Annotated in this window: 3 protein-coding genes; 1 reads left to right on the top strand and 2 read right to left on the bottom strand. The window is 74.1% G+C overall.

The window, feature by feature from the left end:
• Positions 1–143: 143 nt before the first annotated feature.
• Both ACFWH7_RS20790 and ACFWH7_RS20785 read right to left on the bottom strand, forming a co-directional pair.
• Positions 144–848 (bottom strand): response regulator transcription factor, encoded by a 705-nt coding sequence (locus tag ACFWH7_RS20790; protein WP_087469847.1) that lies wholly within the window; start codon positions 846–848, stop codon positions 144–146.
• Positions 845–2,143, bottom strand: coding sequence for a sensor histidine kinase (locus ACFWH7_RS20785; RefSeq protein WP_378219541.1), 1,299 nt, complete (start codon positions 2,141–2,143; stop codon positions 845–847). The genes ACFWH7_RS20790 and ACFWH7_RS20785 overlap by 4 nt, the downstream gene beginning before the upstream one ends.
• A 219-nt stretch (positions 2,144–2,362) precedes the next feature.
• On the opposite strand from ACFWH7_RS20785, the gene phoU reads away from it, so the two are divergent.
• On the top strand, positions 2,363–3,046 hold the full coding sequence (phoU, locus tag ACFWH7_RS20780) for a phosphate signaling complex protein PhoU (protein ID WP_087469848.1): 684 nt from the start codon (positions 2,363–2,365) through the stop codon (positions 3,044–3,046).
• The last annotated feature ends 138 nt before the right edge of the window (positions 3,047–3,184 follow it).

The following is a 3,184-nucleotide window of genomic DNA, read 5'->3' as shown; positions in this document are numbered from 1 at the left end:
GGTCTCTCCCCCCCACGCGCGCCCCCCGCCGCGGGGGGGGGGGGGGGGGGGGGGGGGGGCGGGCCGCCCCCCCCCCCCCCCGCCCCCCCCCGGCGGCCCGCGGGGGCCCCCCCCGGGGGCCGTTCGTGCGCTGCGCCAGAGGGTCAGGCCTGGCCGACGCCGTCCGCGATCTTGTAGCCGAGCCCTCGGACCGTGAGGAGGTAGCGGGGGCTCGCGGGCTCGGGCTCGATCTTCGACCGGATGCGCTTCACGTGGACGTCGAGCGTCTTCGTGTCACCCACGTAGTCCGTGCCCCAGACCCGGTCGATGAGCTGCCCGCGCGTGAGCACGCGCCCCGCGTTGCGCAGGAGCAGCTCGAGGAGCTCGAACTCCTTGAGGGGGAACGGCACGACCTGGCCGTCGACGCTCACCGTGTGCCGCTCGACGTCCATGCGGACCGGGCCGACCTCGAGCGCGCTCTCCGCGACGACCTCGCCCCCGTTCTCCCCGCCCTTGCGGCGCAGCACGGCTCGGACGCGCGCGAGCAGCTCGCGGAACGAGTACGGCTTCGTCACGTAGTCGTCGGCACCCAGCTCGAGGCCCACGACCTTGTCGATCTCCGAGTCCTTCGCCGTGAGCATGATGACGGGGACGTCGCCGCGCTGCCGCAGCTCGCGGCACACCTCGGTGCCGCTCAGCCCGGGGAGCATGAGGTCGAGCAGGACCAGGTCCGCCCCGTCCGCGTCGAACCGCTCCAGCGCCTCGGTGCCCGTCGCCGCCTCGACGACGTCGAAGCCCTCGCGTCGCAGCTGGTACGTCAACGGGTCGCGGTACGACTCCTCGTCCTCCACCACCAGGATGCGCGTCACGCGCCTACCTCCTTGTTCTGAACGTCGTCGGGTGCGGGGGACTCCACGGCCCGCCGCACGTCGTGCTGCACGGGCACGGGGTCCGTCCCGGCCGTGCCCTCGTCCTGCGCCGCGCCGGGGGTCGTGCCCGACGGCGCGACGTGCGCCTGCCCGGCCGGCACGTCCGCCGCGGGGATCCGGAGCGTGAAGGTCGAGCCGCGCCCGGGCTCGGACCACATGGTGACCTCGCCACCGTGGTCGGCGGCGACGTGCTTGACGATGCTGAGGCCGAGGCCCGTCCCGCCGGTGTCGCGCGAGCGCGCGGGGTCCACCCGGTAGAACCGCTCGAACACGCGGGCCTGCTCGTCGGCCGAGATGCCGATGCCCTGGTCCACGACCGCGATCTCGACCAGGTCGTCCGCGAGCGAGACGCCGACGCCCACGCGCGTGTTCTCGCCCGAGTACGCGACCGCGTTGTCGAGCAGGTTGCGCACGGCGGTGACGAGCAGGTTGTGGTCGCCGTACACGGCGGCGTCGAGCTCTCCCCCGGTCGTGAGCGTGATGCCCTTGCCCTGCGCGGTCGTGCGCGCGCGGTCCACCGCCTCCTCGATCACGCCCCGCACCGGCACCACCGTGACCTCCTGGAGCGCGCCCGCCACCTGGAGCCGCGAGAGCTCGATGATCTCCTGCACGAGCGCGGAGAGGCGCGTCGCCTCCGACTGCATGCGCGCGGAGAACCGCCGCACCGCCACCGGGTCGTCGGCGGCGTCCTGCACCGTCTCGGCGAGCAGCGCGAGCGCCCCGACCGGCGTCTTCAGCTCGTGGGACACGTTCACGACGAAGTCGCGGCGGATCGCCTCGACGCGCCGGGCCTCCGTGCGGTCCTCTGCGAGGACGAGCATGTGCTGCGGGCCCACCTGGGCGACACGGACCTGGAGCATGACCGTGCCCCGGCCGACCGGACCGCGCGGGAGCTCGAGCTCCTCGTCGCGGATCACGCCGTCCCGGCGGACGTCGTCGATCATGTCCCGGATCGCCGCGTGCGCGATCGCGTCGCCCCGCACCACGCCCAGGGCGTACGCCGGTGGGCTGGCCCGCACCACCTCGCCCTCCTCGTCCAGGACCACGGCGGCGGAGCGCAGCACGGCCAGCACCCGGACGAGACCCTCGTCGAGCTCGGAGGCCGGCTCCGCCCGCGCAGCACGCTGCTGGCGCTCGCTCACGCGGAACGCGATGGCCGCGATCACGCCGACCACGACGCCCACGACACCGGCGAGGAGCACGGTCGCGCCCTCGATCAGACTCTCGGCTTGCACACGTCCAGCGTACGGTCGCACGCGGACCCCACCGGCCGAACAGGCGCTCGCACGGGCGCGAGCCGCCAAGAGTTCACCTGGCGGCGCCCTGGAGTTCACCGCCCGGTCGACCGCACCTGCGAGCGTGACGGGAGCCGACGGCGTGCCCGGGCGCCGCCCGGCGCGCAGGGGTGCACGCCGTCACGGACCGGACCGACCGGTCACGACGAGAGGGAAGCGATGCGGGAGATCTTCGAGGCCGAGCTGAAGCAGGTCGGCGACGACCTGGCCGAGATGAGCCGGCTGGTGGAGTCCGCTGTGAACCGCGCCGGGCAGGCGCTCCTCACGGCGGACCTGCAGCTCGCGCAGTCGGTCATCGGCGACGATCACACGATCGACGCCCTCGAGCGCGAGCTGGACGAGCGCTGCGTGCTCCTCCTCGCGCAGCAGCAGCCCGTCGCCACCGACCTGCGGGTCGTGGTCAGCGCGCTGCGCATGAGCGCCACCCTGGAGCGCATGGGCGACCTCGCCCGGCACATCGCGCAGGTCGCGCGCGGCCGCTACCCGGCCCGCGCCATCGAGCCGTCGCTCCACCGGACGTTCGAGCAGATGCACGACGCCGCCGTGCGCGTCGCCCGCCGGACGACGACGCTCCTCACGACGCGCGACCTCACCGTCGCCGCGAACATCGAGCGCGACGACGACCTGCTCGACAAGCTCCACCAGGACACCTTCACCGCGCTGCTCGACGGCACGTGGACCGGCACCCCGCAGGAGACGGTCGACGTCACGCTCGTGGGCCGCTACTACGAGCGCTTCGGCGACCACGGCGTGTCCATCGCCAAGCGCGTGACGTACCTCGTCACCGGCGACTTCGCCGACGACCGCGGTACCCCCGCCGGCTCGGCCCGCGCCACCGCCTGACGACGGCGCGGACGGCCCTGCCCGCGAGGTAGAGCCTCAGGTCTCGAAGGAGAACCCGCGGTGCTCCACCTCGGTACCGGTGTTCTCCCTCGCTGTCTCGGTCCCTGCGCACAGACGACCGTGGCCCGTCCGGATTCC

This window comes from Cellulosimicrobium cellulans (assembly GCF_042723955.1).
Lineage (GTDB): Bacteria > Actinomycetota > Actinomycetes > Actinomycetales > Cellulomonadaceae > Cellulosimicrobium > Cellulosimicrobium cellulans_H.
The sequence above is the reverse complement of the archived record's forward strand: the minus strand, read 5'-3'. Positions and strand labels throughout refer to the sequence as shown.